A 13,632-nucleotide genomic window follows, 5' to 3' on the forward strand; every position below is an offset into this window, starting at 1 on the left:
GAATACATCTGCATGCGTCTGGCCGACCAAGGCTGCAAGGTGGTCGCCACCCACTCCCCGGGCAACAAGAAAGTGGCCGAATGGACCGCAGAGATGAAGGCCAAAGGCTACACCTTCTACACCGTGGGGGTGGACGTGGCGGATTACGACTCGTGCGCAGCCGCCATCCAGCAGGTCCAAAGGGACGTGGGCCCCGTGGACATCCTGGTCAACAACGCTGGCATCACTCGGGATATGACTTTCAAGAAGATGACCAAGGCCGATTGGGACGCAGTGATTCGCACTAACCTGGATTCCTGTTTCAACATGACCAAGCAGGTATGCGATGGCATGGTGGAGCGGGGCTGGGGCCGCATCATCAACATCTCCTCGGTGAACGGCCAGAAGGGTGCCTTCGGCCAGACTAATTACTCGGCCGCCAAGGCCGGCATGCACGGCTTCACCAAGGCGCTCGCCCTGGAAGTGGCGAAGAAGGGGGTGACGGTCAACACCATCTCGCCAGGCTACATCGGCACCAAGATGGTGCTGGCCATCCCCCAGGATGTGCTGGAAAGCAAAATCCTGCCCCAGATCCCGGTGGGTCGCCTGGGCCGGCCGGAGGAAGTGGCCGGCCTGGTCGCTTATCTCGCTTCGGACGAAGCGGCCTACGTGACGGGGGCCAACTTCGCCATCAACGGCGGGCAGCACATGTACTGAGGGAACCAGGGACTTCGCTTCCCCGGGGTTTTACGCCGCCCCAACCCCGGTGGGCGAGCGCCGGGGTCAAGCGGCTTTGCAGGGAAGAGGGTCCCTAGGAATAGAGGAGCAGCGGCTTTAGTCTTTCTTGCCGCCGGTTGCTTTTTTCACCGCTTCGCCGGTGGCGGCGGCGGCGGCCTTGACACCTGCGTCCGCCAATTCCGCCATCTGCCTGGCCGCCTTGGTCATGGTATCCAGAGCAGTTTGTGCGGCGGCGATGGTGGTCTTGAGGGCCGTGATGGCGATCTCGCTACCCGGTGGCGCGCCTGCGGCGGCTTTTTCCAGAGCGCCCTGCATTTCCTTGCCCACGCTGTGCATCTGCTGCTCGAACAGCTTCGCCAGCTCGCCCTGGGCCTGGGAGGCGACTTCGTAGACGCTACGAGCGTACTTGAGGGCGTTCTCGATGTTCGACTCGGCGATCTTGAGCCTGAGGCTCGCCGCGCTCTGTACGTCCTTGGCTTCGGCCAGGGCGCGGGCGGTTTTCGCGCTCTCTTCCATCGCGGCGCGGGCCGCCTCCAATTGCAGGCGAATCAACTTCTCGGCGCTGTCCATGGAGAGCTTGGCGAACTTCAGGGCCGCCTCCACGTTGCCTTTGCTGAGATCGGAAAACTGCTCAGAAGTCTTGACCATAGGTGCCTCCATGGCGCTTTCGGCTGTTGCCCGAGAAACAGTTTGCTGCATAGCACAAAAACATTCTAGGCCAGCACGAGGCTTGACGTCAAGAAGTATTGTGCAACGCAACATACCACCTGCCCGGGAATGCCCGGCCCCGGCCTCCTGGCCGGCTTTCCGAGCGTCCGCAGGCCCTGCTGTATTTATAGCAGGCTTTCTGTAATATATTGATTTGTCTTTTGTTGCGGGTGCCGCCATGAGCGAAGGGGTCCGTCTCATCAAGAAGTACCCGAACCGCCGCCTGTACGACACGGCCGCCAGCAGCTACATCACCCTGGCCGACGTCAAGCAGCTCGTTCTAGACCACGTGGAGTTCCGGGTGGTGGACGCCAAGACCAACGAGGATTTGACGCGCAGCATCCTGCTGCAGATCATCCTCGAGGAGGAAAGCGGCGGCGTGCCCATGTTCTCCCGGGACATGCTATCCCAAATCATCCGTTTCTACGGTCACGCGATGCAGGGAATGATGGGGAGTTACCTGGAAAAAAACATCCAGACCTTTATCGACATGCAGAAGCGGCTGCAGGAGCAAAGCAAGGCCATGTACGGGGAGAATCCCCTTTTCAACTCCGATGCCTGGGCCCAGTTCCTCAAGATCCAGGGCCCGGCCATCCAGGGATTGCTCTCCAATTATCTGGAGCAGAGCGCTAACCTGTTTCTCGAAATGCAGCAACAGTTGCAGAAGCAGACCCGCAATCTCTTTGGCAGCTTCCCCTTCCCAGGATTCCAGGCGCCCAACGCGCGCGAGGAAAAGCCCGCGTCCGACGCTTCCCAACCGGGCGAGTCGCCCGAAGGCGAGAAGAAGAACCCCTAAAAAGCCGTCTCCGCCCTTGCTCTTGGCGCCATGGCCCCCGCCCACCGCCGCCGCAGCCGTGTGCCCCGGGTCGGTTTCGTCTCCTTGGGCTGCCCCAAGGCGCTCGTGGATTCCGAGCGCATCTTGACCCGACTGCGCGCCGAGGGCTACGACATCGTGTCCTCCTATGAGGACGCAGACCTGGTGGTGGTCAACACCTGCGGCTTCATCGAAGCCGCCGCGGACGAATCCCTCGCAGCCATCGGTGAGGCCCTGGCGGAGAACGGTCGGGTCATCGTGACCGGTTGTCTGGGCGTCCAGCGGATGCGGGTGCAACGAGCCCACCCCCAGGTCCTGGCGGTGACCGGCCCCCAGGCGGTGGAAGAAGTCATGGCGGCAATACATCGCCATCTCCCGAAGCCCCACGATCCCTTCCTCGACCTGGTGCCGCCCCAAGGCCTGCGGCTCACGCCCCGTCATTACGCGTACCTCAAGATTTCGGAAGGGTGCAACCATCGCTGTACTTTTTGCATCATTCCATCCCTGCGGGGGGATTTAGTGAGTCGGCCGATCGGCGAGGTCATGGGGGAAGCGCAAGCGCTGGTAAGAGCGGGCGTGAAGGAGCTTCTGGTGATCGCCCAGGACACGAGCGCCTACGGGGTGGACATGAAGTACCGCACTGGCTTCTGGAACGGCCGGCCGGTGAAGACCCGCTTCGCCGACCTCGTGCGGGCCCTGTCCGAGCTGGGAGTCTGGGTGCGGCTACACTACGTCTATCCCTATCCCCACGTGGACGAGGTACTCCCCCTGATGGCGCAAGGCAAGGTTCTGCCCTACCTGGACGTACCGTTCCAGCATGCGAGCCCCCGCATTCTCAAGCTCATGAAGCGCCCCGCCAGCGGCGAGGACAACCTCCGACGCATCCGCGCCTGGCGCGCGGAGGTGCCGGAGCTTACGATCCGCAGCACTTTCATCGTGGGCTTTCCCGGGGAAACCGAGGCGGAGTTCGAGGCGCTGCTCCGCTTCCTGGAAGAGGCGGAACTCGACCGGGTGGGTTGTTTCGCTTACTCGCCGGTGGAGGGAGCCGCAGCCAACCGCCTTCCCGACCCGGTGCCGGAAGAGGTGAAAGAAGAGCGGCGCACGCGCCTCATGGAGCTCCAGGCGCGCATCAGCCGCAAACGGCTGGCCCGCAAGGTAGGCACCCGCATACCGGTCCTGATCGACCGGGTGACACCGCGCCACGCCGTGGGGCGCAGCCCCGGGGATGCACCGGAAATCGACGGCGTCGTACGGGTGGAAGGCGCATCCGGGCTAAAGCCCGGAGATTTAGTGGAAGTGACCATCACCGGGGCAGATACCCACGATCTGCGCGCCATCCCCGTGCAGCAAGCCGCGCAGGCGACGGCACGCTAGCTTTTTTTTCCCGTCTCCCCTCCGCGCAGGGCCGCCGCCTGGGTGTCGAAAAATTGGCCCAGCTGGCGCAGGAATTCGTTCATCGGGGCAGCGGCGAAGGGGTTGGGCACGAAGGCCCGGGTAAAAAGGTCCGCGGTGGTGCCGCCCGCCGGGTAGGACGTCAGGAGGCGCTGGAAGGTTTGCATCATCTCGGCATAGCTCGCCCCGATCCGGGACAACTCCCGCACGTTGGCCACGAACAAATCCGACTCTCCGCCGCCGATCACCTCATTGATGCGGTACATGAGAGCCCGCCGGGCCTCCCAGGGATCATTGCTGTTGGCGAGATAGGCACGCAGGTCCTTGAGCAGGGTTTGGACGTTTTCCGGAAGCGGTTCCATCGAGCTTTCCCCATCGGCTGTCATTCGCGACGAGTATGGCCCGGGCAGGAGAGAAAGGCCAGCACTTCCTCGAGGCGGCGGGTGCGCCCCATGGGGGGGAGGCTTGCCAGGATGCGGCGCCCGTAGGGACGGGTAAGCAGCCTCGGATCACAGATCATGAGCACTCCCCGGTCAGTCTCGCTACGGATGAGGCGTCCCGCCCCCTGCTTTAGGGTGATCACCGCCTCTGGCAGTTGATAGTCGTTGAACGGATTGCCGCCCCCCGCCCGCAAGTGCTCGAGCCGGGCGGCAAACACAGGGTCGTCGGGTGGCGCGAAGGGTAGCTTGTCGATCACCACCACGGACAACTGCTCCCCCGGCACGTCCACGCCCTCCCAGAACGACTGGCTGCCCAGCAGGATAGCGTGCCTCGCGTTGCGAAAACGCTCCAGCATGGCAGAGCGGGATCCCTCTCCCTGGAGCAGCACGGGATAGTCGAGGCCTTGGCGTGCCAGGGCTTCCTTGAGAGCCCCATGGGCTCGCTGCATAGCCTTGAGCGAAGTGAACAAGAGAAAGGCCCGTCCCTGGCTCGCCTGCAGCACCGGTAGGGCTGCCTGGATCACCGCCTCGGTATGGTGCGGATGGGCCGGTTCCGGCAATGCCTCGGGCAGATACAGAAGGGCATGGTTCGGGTAATCGAAAGGGCTTTCCCAACTCGCCGTATCCGCCCCGTCGAGCCCCAGCGCCCGGCAATAATGGTCGAAGCGGCCGGCGACCGACAAGGTGGCCGAGGTAAAGATCCACGCCCGGGGCGGGCCCGCGAGCTGACGGCTGAAAATAGAGGCCACCGACAGGGGCGTGCGGTGAAGCTGGAGTGCTTGCGGAAACGCCTCCACCCAGCGTACCGACGCGTCCGCTTCCTCCGAGCGCCAGCGGGCGAGCAGCGTCGAGAGGCGCACCGCCCGTTCATGGCAATGGGCGAGACCCTCAGCGCGGGCAGCCTGGGATTCCAGGAGGCGCTCGAGCTGCGCGAGCGCCTCGGCCACTGCCGCCAGCGCCGGGCCAAAGCCGGGACGCTCCATCGCCTGGCGAGCGGGCCATCGGCCGGGGGTCTCGCCCACTGCCAGGCGAAGATCCCGGGCGGCTTTATCCAGCGCCTGGGCCGCCTCGGGCAAGCGCTGGAAATCTCGCGCTGCTGCCGTCCCCTCCGCCCGGGCATCCCGGGCAAGCTCGATCAATTGACCAGTGCCCACGCTTTCCCCGAAGAAAAGGGAGGCGGTCTGGGGAAGCTGGTGGGCCTCGTCGAACACCACCGTGTTGCACGCGGGCAAGAGCTCCGCAACGCCCACGTCCCGCAGCATCAGGTCGGCGAAAAAGAGGTGGTGATTCACCACCACCACGTCCGCCGCCAGGGCTTCCCGCCGCGCCCGCATGACAAAACACCGGTCGTAATAAGGGCAGCTCGTCCCCAAGCAATTGTCCCGAGTGGAGGTGACCGCCGGCCACACGGGGGAATCCTCGGGCACGTCGGGAAGTTCCGCGCGATCCCCGGTCCTGGAGACAGCGGCGAACTGGCGCACCCGCGCCATATGCGCCGCTGCCTCCCGGCTGGCAAAGCGGGCCTCCGCCAGGCTGCGCTCGAGGTGATACTGGCATACGTAATTGGCGCGACCCTTGAGCAGGGCCGCGGTCACCGCAAGCCCCAAGGCAGCCCGCACCGTGGGCAGATCCCGGTGGTAGAGCTGGTCCTGGAGGGTCTTGGTGCCGGTGGAGAGGATCACCTTGCCGCCCCAGATCAAGGCGGGCACCAGGTAGGCGAGCGTCTTGCCCGTGCCGGTGCCCGCCTCCGCCACCAGGATCCGGCGCTCCTCGATCGCTCGGGCGATGGTGCTTGCCATCGCCAGTTGCTGGGGCCGGGCACGGTAGCGGGGAATGCGACGGGCAAGGGGCCCGTCTTCGGCGAAGACGCGCTCCAGATCGAGCATGAGACCGGCGGAGAGTTTCCCTGCGAGTCTACCATGGGCGGCACCATGCGGCTTGCGCCCAGGTTCCTTAAAATTTGAATGAGCTTTCTTTTCCTTTGCAGCTTGCATGAACGCGGCCAATGCCATCACCCTGCTCCGGCTGTGCCTGGTGCCGGCCCTCACCTATTTCCTGCTGCAGGCAGAATATCTCCTCGCCTTCTGGGCGTTCGTGCTCGCGGCGGCGAGCGACGCCCTGGATGGCTTCGTGGCACGCCGCTTCGACCAGCGAACCTCTATCGGGGCGGTACTGGACCCCATGGCCGACAAGCTGCTCATCTTCGCCACCGTACTGGGGCTCGCCTGGATGCAAGTGCTGCCCCTGTGGCTCACTGCCCTCATGCTGGGCCGGGACTTCGTGATCGTGGTGGGCGCGGTAAGTTATCGTCTGGCGATCGGCCCCTACCAGATGCAGCCCACCGTCTTGGGCAAGACCTGCACCTTCTTCCAGTTCGCCTTGCTGGTCCTGCTCCTCGCAGACGCCGCCGGTTACGTGGAGGCGGAACCCGCACGCGTACCCCTGTTCGCCTTGGTGGCCTTGTTCACCGTGCTCTCCGGCGCTCATTACGTCTGGCTGTGGGGCCGCAAAGCGGCGCGGCATCAAAGCTGATGCGAGCGTACCCTTGATTTCCATCAAGTCCCCGGCGGGGCCACCGTGCTTAAATGGGGCCTGCGGCCGCGGGGTCTGCCATGGAAATCGTCTATTTCACCGTCGTTGCCATCGGGCTGTACTTCCTCGCCGACGGGATCCTGGACCGCATCGAGCGCGCCCGAGGTGCCCGATTCGAAAACCGAAGCCTCGTCTATTTCGCCATCATCCTGCCACTCGCCGTGCTCACCTTCTGGCTCATCAATACCCTCTCTGGCCCGTAAGCGGGCGCCCCACGGCGTGGAGAGCACCGCCAACGCGACCACCAGCACAAACAACAGCCCGCCGGCCACGGCGACGAGCCCCCCTACCCCCATGAGGCCCATTCCCGCCGTGCGCCCGATGCCTTCCAGCACCTCGGCGCCTCCAGCCATCTTGCGCTGCACCCCGTAGCCTCCGGACCAGAGCAGCCCCAGGATGTGGAAAAGCTGTCCGCCGCCGTAGAGGTAGCACTGCCAGGTGGCAAGACCTGGCCTCGGCGCGGCGAAGCCCAATCGGGGCAGCAGGTGGTAAGCAATCCCCATGAACGCTAGGGTGACCCCCACGATGCAGCCGTGGTAATGGGCCGGGATCTTGACGTTGCTGCCTTCGATGGCAAGACCAATCAAGCCCCCTGTCCCGAACAGGAGGAGGGAAGCGACCAGGGCCGCCCGCAGCGGCCGCTGCTCGGCCCGCGGAGCGGGCGCCGCCGCCAGGGCCAATACCACGGCCAAGGCGAAAGGCAGGATCGCCAGCCCACCACCAAAACCCATCAGCCAGGTGTGCCAGCGGTGATACTCCACCGAAGTGATGTCATGGGCCAGATGGATCACGGGCATGCCGAACACCGATACCAAGCCGATGCCGAACAAGAGGAGAACCACTCGAGGCGTGAGGGGCACCCGAACGCCCCCAGCGCTGGCGAGCCACAGCCAGGCGACGAACATGAGGAGAGTGTAGGTGAACTGGAGCACGTGCCCTCCGCTCCAGAACAGAAGCTCGTAATAGGCCTTGTCCTCGAGCCCGGAGGGAAGGAGAAGGTACGACCAGGCAAAAGCGAGCAAGGCCACCGCTGCCGATACCACCGAGGCGTTCAACCCGAAGCGCAGTGCTGCGGCCCCATCCGGCCGGACTCCCACCGGCGGCGCAGCGGCCATGCTGCGCACTGTCAGCAACGCGAAGCCAAGAGCGAACATCGAAAGCCCGGTGAGAAATACGGGGCCGTCCAGCACTGGAACGTAGTTGCTCATCACCGCCGGCTCGCGAGCGAGAAACGGAGCTGCCGCCATGAGGAAGGTTCCGACCGCGGCGAGAACCAGGGCGACCCACGCCAAGGGTAGCCCGCGGGCGGTGCTGTTCAGGGTCCAGAAGGCTCCGGCGAAGGCGATGAACCACACCAGCACCGAGAGGTCCACGTGAACCACCAGGGCCACGTGGAAGAAGTCCACCAAGGGGAAGACGTCCTTTACGTAGGGCGCCCGGGACAGGACCAGCAGCACCGAGAAGAGGCCCGAGAGAATGAGGGATACGAGCCCGAGACCGAGCCAGAGGAGCGCCAGGGTACGCCGCGCCCCCGTGGGAATCGGCAGCGCATAGGGCCCTGCCGCGGCGCGGACGAAGGAGGGCAATCGGCGGATGGCGGCCTGGGCTAGCGCTTTCATGGAAGCAAAGCTTTGTCCTTGTGGCGGCCGACGCCCCGCTCCACGGCCTTGCGCCATGCGGGAAGCGCCGCGAGATGGGCACGCAGCCGCTCCAGCTCCTCCGCCAGCCGGCGAAAATCCCGAGAGCCGGCCCAGCACACACGCAGCCGCTCGGCGGGAACGCTGCGGCGCAGATGAGGTTCGCGTTTTCCCTGGATCCGCTCCTCGACCCACCGGTTGCCCAAGCGGAAGGCGCAGTCTCCCTCCCGGCAGCCGGTCACCAGTACGCCGTCGGCGCCGCTCCGCAAGGCGTATTCGATGAAGGAAGGAGGCAACATCCCGGCGCACAGCAGGCTCAACGCAGCAGTACCGGGCCCGCGTAACCCCTCCACCTCGGCGCCCCCGTCGCAGCCGAAAACGACGATCCGCGGCCGCCCAGCGAGCGCCGTCACTGCCGCTTCGAGCTGCGCCCGCAACACGCCCATGGGAAGCTGGGGCATGTCGATACCGGTTAGCAGGGGCTCGGCGCTGCGAAACGGCGTGGAGGACGGGCACGCTCCGGCACAGATGCCGCACCCGGCGCACAGCTCGGGCAACACCACCGCCTCCCGGGGCAGCCGGCGCCCGTCGCTGCGGGGCCGCAGCACCACTGCGCCATAGGGGCAATCCTCGTGGCAGCGCCCGCAGCCGTTACAGTTGGCAAGGTTTACCTGGGCTACTGGGGCACGCCGGGGATGGGGTAGAAGCGGCACCAAAAGCAGCAACAACATGGCCGCGCCCGTAAGGGCCCACAACCCGGCCGGTGACCAGGCGTAAACGGCCGGCAAAGGAAAGAGGTAAAACCAGTCGAACCTGAGCTGCGCAGCAACGCTGGCCAGGTCCGCCGGCGCGTGGCTCGTGACCGGTTTGACGAGGGCAAGGAGCAGCAGTGCGGCGAGGGCGCCCAGGGCGAGCGGCCGGGGCGGATGGATCACCGGGCGGCTGATGCGCTGGAGGTGGACCCAGGCGAGGAGCAAGAGCGCCAGGGGCAGCCCCAAGTGCAGGAACATGGCCAGGGTGAAGAAACGGTCAGTGACCCCGCCGGGGATGAGAAAGTTGCGCGCCAAGGGCTCCGAGAAAATGGGCAACACGTCTAGCCATTCGGCAATGGCCAGGGCTACGAACTGCCCGAGCTGGTCCCACACCAGCCAGAAGCCGATCGTCCCGCTCACCAAGGCGAGGGGGAGCAGCAGCACTCCCGTCACCCAGGAAAACCAGCGGAAACCGTGGTAGCGCCCTGCGATCCACTCCTTCGCCAGATGCAGCAGCATCGTGAGTATGAAAGCGTCGGAGGCATAACGGTGGAGGCTGCGTGCCACTCCGCCCAGGTACCACTGCTCCCGGGTCAAACGCTCGAGCGAGAGATAAGCGCGCTCCACTCCGCTTTCGCTGAACGCGTAGAGATAGGCGCCGGAGACCACCACTACCCAGAAGAAGAAAAAGGCGAGCGCCCCCAAGTGTCGCCACGGGTTGTGGGCAGGGGTGAAAACACGGTCGAATAGGGCCTCGAGGGCCTGTAGCCCGGCAAGCAGCGCCAAGCGCAGGCTCGAGCGGCAGCGATCGTTATGGAGCGATTCGCCTTCCGCCATAGTCTCAACGGGACCGGAACAGGAACCCACCCTGCTCCGCCTGGAAATCGATCACCAGCACGTCCCCCGGCGCGAGGTCCACCGTGGCCTCGGCCACGTGGCTGAAGCCCTCGGTGCGCCGGTCGTTCAACCGGGCGACGAAGCGATGGGAGCCGGCCGTCACCGGTTGCCGCCAGTAGACGAGGGAAGCGAGATCCTTGGCGAGGCCCGAGGGTGGTGCCGTCGTGCGCAGCAGGAGCGTGCCGTCCATCTCCACTTCCACCGTGACGGGCACCCGCTCCCGGGGACAGACCAAAGGCGCCCGCATGTTGGGCGGGAGCTTTGCCAGCTCTTCCGCCGTGCGCTCGCGGCATTCTTCCCTGCGCTCACCTGCATGGCGTATGGATACGCGCACCAGCGCCTGGTCCGGTTCCAGGTGGCGGTACGGCGGGTCGGTGGAGAAATATCCGACGGCGACCATGAAAGGCACGTAGAGCAGCCCTTGGGCCGCATAGCGCAGGGGGTTCACGCGGCCCCTCCCAGCTTGACCAGCTCGGCCTCCCCTGCCCGCAGGTGGGCGGCGGTGCGAAATGCGTCCGAGAAGCAGTCGTCGGGGTGTAATCCCCGGGCGATGAACGCCGGGTGCGCCGCCTCCACCATGGCAACCGAGCCGCAAGCGTAGATCTGGTAGCCGGTCAGATTGGGAAAGTCCTGCACAATCGCCTCGTGCACCAACCCGGTACGACCGTGCCAATGGTCTTCGGGCTCAGGGGCTGACAGCACAGGGACGAACTCGAAGTTGGGATGCTCTCGCTCCCAGCGCTCCGGCAGCGCTTTCATGTACATGTCCCCAAGGCGACGTGTGCCCCAGTACAAGATCATTTTCCGCTTGAGGCCCACGTGGAATGCGTGCTCCAGCATCGCCTTCACCGGGGCGAAGCCGGTAGCGCCGGCGACGAAGATGATGGGCTTTTCCGAATCCTCCCGCAGGAAAAACGCCCCCAAGGGTCCCTCGAACTGCACCACTTCCCCTTCCTTCATTTCAGTGAACACATGGGTGGTGTACTTGCCGCCAGGGATCCAGCGGATGTGGAGCTCGATCAAGTCCTGTGCCGCATGGGGCGCGGTGGCGAAGGAAAAAGAGCGCTTCTCCCCGTCCGGCAGCAGGATATTGATATACTGCCCCGGGTAGTAGCGAATCTTCTCGCCGCCTTCCAGCCTGAGGAACACCTGCATCACATCTTCGGCAAGCCGGTTGAGCTTGTGTACCCGAGCAGTGTAGATCCGAGGAGCGATTCCTCCTGGGGCTCCGACCGGCTGATATTCGATCTCCAGATCAGACAGCGGCGTGGCGCAGCACAACAGGGCTTTCCCTAGGCGCCGCTCCTCTTCGGTCAGCGCCGAAGGCTGATAGGCCCCATGATCCACGGTGCCGTACAGGATCGTGCCCTTGCACTGCCCGCAGCCGCCGCTGCGGCAATCGAATGGCACCGGCATCCCTTCCCGCAGGGCCGCGTCGAGCAGGCTTTCCCCCTCCCGCACCGGGATGATGCGGTTGTCGGGATGCACCATGACGTGATAGCCCTCCCTGGGTCCGCGGGCCCGCTTGGGGGGCAGCCACGGCAGCAGCAGGAACAACAGGGTGGCACCGCCGGCGAGCCACCACACCTCCGCCGGCGACCAGCGGTAGATCAAGGGATAGAGGGCCAGATAGAACCAGTCGTAAGCGATCTCGGTGATGGCGGTGGTGAGGTCGGCCGGCGCCTGGCTCCGCGCCGGTTTCACCAGGGAAAGGACCACCAGTGCCACCAGCAGGGTGATGGCGATGGGCCGCGGCGGGTTGGTTTTGGCTCGGGGCACCCGCTGCACGTGCACCCACAGCAAGAACAGCACCGCCAGGGGAAGGCCGATGTGGATGAAAGAGAGGAGGCTAAACAGCCGGTCGTTGACCCCTTCGGGAAAGATGAAGTTACGAATCAGAGTGCCCCTGAAGATGGGCAGCCAGTCGAACCACTCGGCGGTAGCAGTCACCACGAACTGGGCGAGCCGATCCCAGGGCAGCATGTAGCCGTTCACCCCGGAGGCATAAACCAGCCACAAGACGACTATGCCGCTCACCCAAGAAAACCAGCGAAAGCTGCGATAGCGGTCGAAAAAGAAATGCCGCAACATGTGCAGCAACATGGTGAGCACCATGGCATCGGAGGCGTAGCGGTGTATCGAACGCATAATGCCACCCAAATACCATTGCTCCTCGCTCAAGGACTGGACCGAATGGTAGGCTTCGCTCACTCCGGTCTGGAAGAAGGCGTAGACGTAAAGGCCGCTCGCCACCACCACCCAGAACATGAAATAGCTGATGGCCCCGAGGTAATAGAGCGGATTCAAGCGCTCGCCAAAAGCGGCGTTGAACACCCGCTCCGCCTGGAGGAACGTCCATTGCCCAGCGCGCTGCACGTATCCCAACATGCTGGAAAGCTTACCCGCGGGCGAGCGCGGAGCGTTTGATATGGGTCAAACCCGAGGGGGCTTGGAGCCGCGGCCGCGCCGCCATTCGTATACGATGAAGCCGACGGTAAGCGCCGTCGCAAACAAGGCGCCGAAGAGCTTGTAAAAGATTTGGTAATTGAGGCGATAGACGCCGGAAGCCGGATCGTAGACCGTGCACAGGAGCCGCACCCGCTCCACCAGCTCCGAGAGAGTTATGGACGGCCGCGGCCCATCGATGAGGAGGCGCTTGAGGGGTTCGACGAGCTGAGGAATGCCGAACGTGTCCCCGTACACCTGGGCGTAGATGCGGCCGTCCTGGTCCACCACCGTCACCTGGAGCAGGTGGTCGAAGCCTGTGGGAGTTTGCACGTAGCGAAAGCCGAAGTCCCGGGTCAGAGCCTCTAGGCTCTGGGGATCGGGGCTCAGGAACTCCCAGTTGGGCAGGTCCACCCCCTGCTGCCGGGCGAAGGCGGCCATGGCGACCGGCGTATCGAAGGGCAGATTGAAGCCGATGGAAACCACCGCGAAGCTGTCCTTGCCTAGGCTTTCCTGGGCCACCCGCACGGCTTTGGCGAGGAAACGGGTGGTAGCCGGACAGACTTGGTAGCAGCCCGTATACATAAAGCTCACCAGCAGGGGCTTGCCCCGATACGAGGAGAGGCGCACCCGCCGGCCCTCCCGGTCGGTGAAGAGGTAATCGCCGACCCATCGGCCAATGGCCGCCTGGCTCGCCCGCAGCGCCTCTTGAAGGTCGAGGCCTGCTGTTGCGCCCGTCTTCTGCGCCGCAAGGGCTCCGCCGCTTGCCGCCAGCAAGGCGCCGGCAAGCACCCACATGGAGCAGACGCCGAGCCGTTTCACGGCGCTCTACCGCATCAGCGCCCCGTCGAGCAGCGCCGCGCCAAGGAGCAGGGCGAGTTGCAAGAGCGATGCGTGAAAGTTGGCCATGGCCGCCGTCCGGCTCGGGGAACGGGCGAGGGCCGCGCTTTTCGTGAGGAACCATGCGCCTCCCGCGGCAGCCCCGGCCAGATAGACCCATCCCAGGCCGAACAGCGCCGGCAGCAGGGATACGCCCACCAGCACCACGGCATTGCCGAAAATGATCCGGGCACAGCGGGCCTCTCCCACCACGCACGGAAGCATGGGTACCCCCACCGCCTGGTAGTCGCTGCGATAGGCGATCGCCAGGCTCCAGAAGTGGGGCGGCGTCCACAGAAACAGCACCGTCGCCAGCAGGAAGGGTGCCGCCGGCAGCTCGCCCGGCGCCGCGGCAGCGG

At 65.0% G+C, this 13,632-nt stretch carries 13 protein-coding genes; 4 read left to right on the forward strand and 9 right to left on the reverse strand.

Annotated features, from left to right (window positions below; genetic code table 11):
* Nucleotides 1–696 (forward strand): acetoacetyl-CoA reductase (phbB, locus tag V7Q81_RS10610; RefSeq protein ID WP_333842986.1); only part of this gene is annotated, 696 nt, incomplete at its 5' end.
* A 117-nt stretch (nt 697–813) separates the two neighbouring features.
* On the opposite strand, the gene V7Q81_RS10615 is transcribed toward phbB, so the two are convergent.
* Entirely contained in the window at nt 814–1,365 is a 552-nt protein-coding gene (locus V7Q81_RS10615; protein ID WP_333842987.1) for a phasin family protein, read from the reverse strand.
* A gap of 238 nt (nt 1,366–1,603) precedes the next feature.
* Between V7Q81_RS10615 and phaR the strand changes: the two genes are divergently transcribed.
* Both phaR and rimO read left to right on the forward strand, forming a co-directional pair.
* Complete coding sequence (phaR, locus tag V7Q81_RS10620) at nt 1,604–2,221, forward strand: polyhydroxyalkanoate synthesis repressor PhaR (RefSeq protein WP_333842993.1); 618 nt, start codon at nt 1,604–1,606, stop codon at nt 2,219–2,221.
* A 30-nt stretch (nt 2,222–2,251) separates the two neighbouring features.
* A complete protein-coding gene (rimO, locus tag V7Q81_RS10625) occupies nt 2,252–3,613 on the forward strand; it encodes a 30S ribosomal protein S12 methylthiotransferase RimO (RefSeq protein WP_333842995.1) in 1,362 nt (453 codons plus the stop codon).
* On the opposite strand, the gene V7Q81_RS10630 is transcribed toward rimO, so the two are convergent.
* Together V7Q81_RS10630 and V7Q81_RS10635 are read right to left on the reverse strand one after the other, a co-directional pair.
* Nucleotides 3,610–3,993 carry a hypothetical protein gene (locus V7Q81_RS10630; protein ID WP_333842998.1) on the reverse strand — a complete coding sequence of 128 codons (384 nt, stop codon included), beginning with the start codon at nt 3,991–3,993 and terminating at the stop codon, nt 3,610–3,612. The genes rimO and V7Q81_RS10630 overlap by 4 nt on opposite strands.
* Before the next feature lie 20 nt (nt 3,994–4,013).
* Nucleotides 4,014–5,957, reverse strand: coding sequence for an ATP-dependent DNA helicase (locus V7Q81_RS10635; protein ID WP_333843000.1), 1,944 nt, complete (start codon nt 5,955–5,957; stop codon nt 4,014–4,016).
* A 106-nt stretch (nt 5,958–6,063) separates the two neighbouring features.
* Here V7Q81_RS10635 and V7Q81_RS10640 point away from each other — a divergent pair, with 106 nt between their 5' ends.
* On the forward strand, nt 6,064–6,603 hold the full coding sequence (locus tag V7Q81_RS10640; RefSeq protein WP_333843002.1) for a CDP-alcohol phosphatidyltransferase family protein: 540 nt from the start codon (nt 6,064–6,066) through the stop codon (nt 6,601–6,603).
* A gap of 23 nt (nt 6,604–6,626) precedes the next feature.
* Here V7Q81_RS10640 and V7Q81_RS10645 read toward each other — a convergent pair whose 3' ends face one another.
* The 6 genes from V7Q81_RS10645 to V7Q81_RS10670 all read right to left on the reverse strand — a co-directional run.
* Entirely contained in the window at nt 6,627–8,282 is a 1,656-nt protein-coding gene (locus V7Q81_RS10645) for a cbb3-type cytochrome c oxidase subunit I (protein ID WP_333843004.1), read from the reverse strand.
* Complete coding sequence (locus V7Q81_RS10650) at nt 8,279–9,889, reverse strand: hydrogenase iron-sulfur subunit (protein ID WP_333843007.1); 1,611 nt, start codon at nt 9,887–9,889, stop codon at nt 8,279–8,281. Before V7Q81_RS10650 ends, V7Q81_RS10645 begins: the two co-directional genes overlap by 4 nt.
* A 4-nt stretch (nt 9,890–9,893) precedes the next feature.
* Entirely contained in the window at nt 9,894–10,397 is a 504-nt protein-coding gene (locus V7Q81_RS10655; RefSeq protein WP_333843009.1) for a hypothetical protein, read from the reverse strand.
* Nucleotides 10,394–12,337, reverse strand: coding sequence for a cytochrome b N-terminal domain-containing protein (locus V7Q81_RS10660; protein WP_333843011.1), 1,944 nt, complete (start codon nt 12,335–12,337; stop codon nt 10,394–10,396). The genes V7Q81_RS10655 and V7Q81_RS10660 overlap by 4 nt, the downstream gene beginning before the upstream one ends.
* A 45-nt stretch (nt 12,338–12,382) precedes the next feature.
* Entirely contained in the window at nt 12,383–13,216 is an 834-nt protein-coding gene (locus V7Q81_RS10665; RefSeq protein WP_333843013.1) for an SCO family protein, read from the reverse strand.
* Nucleotides 13,217–13,222: 6 nt separating this feature from the next.
* Nucleotides 13,223–13,632 (reverse strand): UbiA family prenyltransferase (locus V7Q81_RS10670; RefSeq protein ID WP_333843015.1); only part of this gene is annotated, 410 nt, incomplete at its 5' end.

This window comes from Pelomicrobium sp. (assembly GCF_036803785.1).
GTDB lineage: Bacteria > Pseudomonadota > Gammaproteobacteria > Burkholderiales > UBA6910 > Pelomicrobium.

Excerpts from the sequence above, each read along its gene's own strand:
- V7Q81_RS10660 (WP_333843011.1), bottom strand. The coding sequence starts at position 12,337 with ATGTTGGGATACGTGCAGCGCGCTGGGCAATGGACGTTCCTCCAGGCG.
- rimO (WP_333842995.1), top strand. The coding sequence starts at position 2,252 with ATGGCCCCCGCCCACCGCCGCCGCAGCCGTGTGCCCCGGGTCGGTTTC.
- V7Q81_RS10650 (WP_333843007.1), bottom strand. The coding sequence starts at position 9,889 with ATGGCGGAAGGCGAATCGCTCCATAACGATCGCTGCCGCTCGAGCCTG.
- V7Q81_RS10640 (WP_333843002.1), top strand. The coding sequence starts at position 6,064 with ATGAACGCGGCCAATGCCATCACCCTGCTCCGGCTGTGCCTGGTGCCG.
- phaR (WP_333842993.1), top strand. The coding sequence starts at position 1,604 with ATGAGCGAAGGGGTCCGTCTCATCAAGAAGTACCCGAACCGCCGCCTG.
- V7Q81_RS10635 (WP_333843000.1), bottom strand. The coding sequence starts at position 5,957 with ATGCTCGATCTGGAGCGCGTCTTCGCCGAAGACGGGCCCCTTGCCCGT.
- V7Q81_RS10630 (WP_333842998.1), bottom strand. The coding sequence starts at position 3,993 with ATGGAACCGCTTCCGGAAAACGTCCAAACCCTGCTCAAGGACCTGCGT.
- V7Q81_RS10615 (WP_333842987.1), bottom strand. The coding sequence starts at position 1,365 with ATGGTCAAGACTTCTGAGCAGTTTTCCGATCTCAGCAAAGGCAACGTG.
- V7Q81_RS10645 (WP_333843004.1), bottom strand. The coding sequence starts at position 8,282 with ATGAAAGCGCTAGCCCAGGCCGCCATCCGCCGATTGCCCTCCTTCGTC.